This is a genomic window from Okeania sp. SIO2F4 (assembly GCF_010672385.1).
Taxonomy (GTDB): Bacteria; Cyanobacteriota; Cyanobacteriia; order Cyanobacteriales; family Microcoleaceae; genus Trichodesmium.
In genome coordinates this window covers 1-1192 of record NZ_JAAHGT010001466.1, presented here as the reverse complement: position 1 = coordinate 1192, position 1192 = coordinate 1, and the positions used below count along the sequence as shown (strand labels likewise).

Here is a 1192-nt window from a genome sequence, read left to right as displayed (position 1 = left end):
ATAAGTAGGTGGGCATAAATAAAGGTAAAATATAAAAGTACCTAAAAACCTGAAATTGCTAACAATGCCTTCTCCCCTAAAAGTTCGTCTAACTTCTGAAGAAAAGCAATGCTTATTTGAGTTAAAAAGTAATCCAAAAATTCCTCAGAGAACTAAGCATAGAGCGGAGGCTTTAGTCTTGAGTGATCGGGGATGGAAAGTATCAGTAATAGCTGTTCATTTAAACTGTGCACAGCAGACAGTTCGTCAAACATTTTACCGTTGGTTAACTCAAGGAAAAGAGGGATTATTTGATTCCCCACGTTCAGGAAGAAGACCGGTTTGGACTACTGAAGATATAAAATATATTGAAGAATGTTTAGAGAAAGAAGAAAGAACTTATAATAGTCGCCAATTAGTAGAGAAATTAAAACAAGAAAGGTCAGTAGAAATTAGTCATGACCGCCTGAGAAAAATATTAAAAAAAAAGAGTGGAAATGGAAAAGGACAAGGGTAAGTTTAAAAGGGAAGCAAAAAGAACAAGAATTTGGCCAGAAGAAAAAAGAGCTAGAAAAGCTAAAATGGTACGAGAAGAAGGGATACATCAAATTAAAATACTTAGATGAAGCTGGGTTTTGTCTATGGAGTTCAGCAAGCTACAGCTATAGTAAGAAAGGAGAACAGAAAAAAATACAACAAAAGAAAAAGAGAGGAAAAAGATTAAGTATATTGGGATTATTTAGCCAAGAAGAAAGTTTTGAGTATGGATTAAAGTTAGGAGGATTTCAAAGTAAATCTTATATAGAAATGATAAATTGGCAAGCTGAAAAAGCCGAAGATATACTGAAGAAAACGGGAAAAATAACAGTGATTGTTTTAGATAATTATAGTGTTCATAAAAGTAAAGAAGTCAAAAAAAATCTAGAAAAATGGAGAAAAAAAGGACTGGAATTTTTCTTGATTTCTGCTTACAGCCCCGAATTAAATTTAATCGAAACAGAGTGGCATCAATTAAAAACTCATGAATTATCTGGGAGAATGTTTGAAGATGAATATGATTTAGCAATGGCGGTTATAGATGGCATAGAAAAAAGGAGCAAAAAGAATAATTGTGTGTGGGAAAGATTTAGATTTGATTAGATAAGATTAATCAAAAAAGTAGACAACAAAAATGATTGCTATTTAGTCGTTTAATTATGCCGACCTACTTAAT

Annotated in this window: 2 protein-coding genes; both read left to right on the top strand. The window is 32.3% G+C overall.

Annotated elements, in window-relative coordinates; translation table 11 throughout:
• Window positions 1-64: 64 nt before the first annotated feature.
• Complete coding sequence (locus F6K22_RS41275; protein WP_293110995.1) at window positions 65-496, top strand: helix-turn-helix domain-containing protein; 432 nt, start codon at window positions 65-67, stop codon at window positions 494-496.
• The gene (locus tag F6K22_RS41270; protein WP_293110997.1) at window positions 457-1119 is read left to right on the top strand and encodes an IS630 family transposase; all 663 of its coding nucleotides are present in this window, start codon (window positions 457-459) and stop codon (window positions 1117-1119) included. Before F6K22_RS41275 ends, F6K22_RS41270 begins: the two co-directional genes overlap by 40 nt.
• Window positions 1120-1192: the final 73 nt, after the last annotated feature.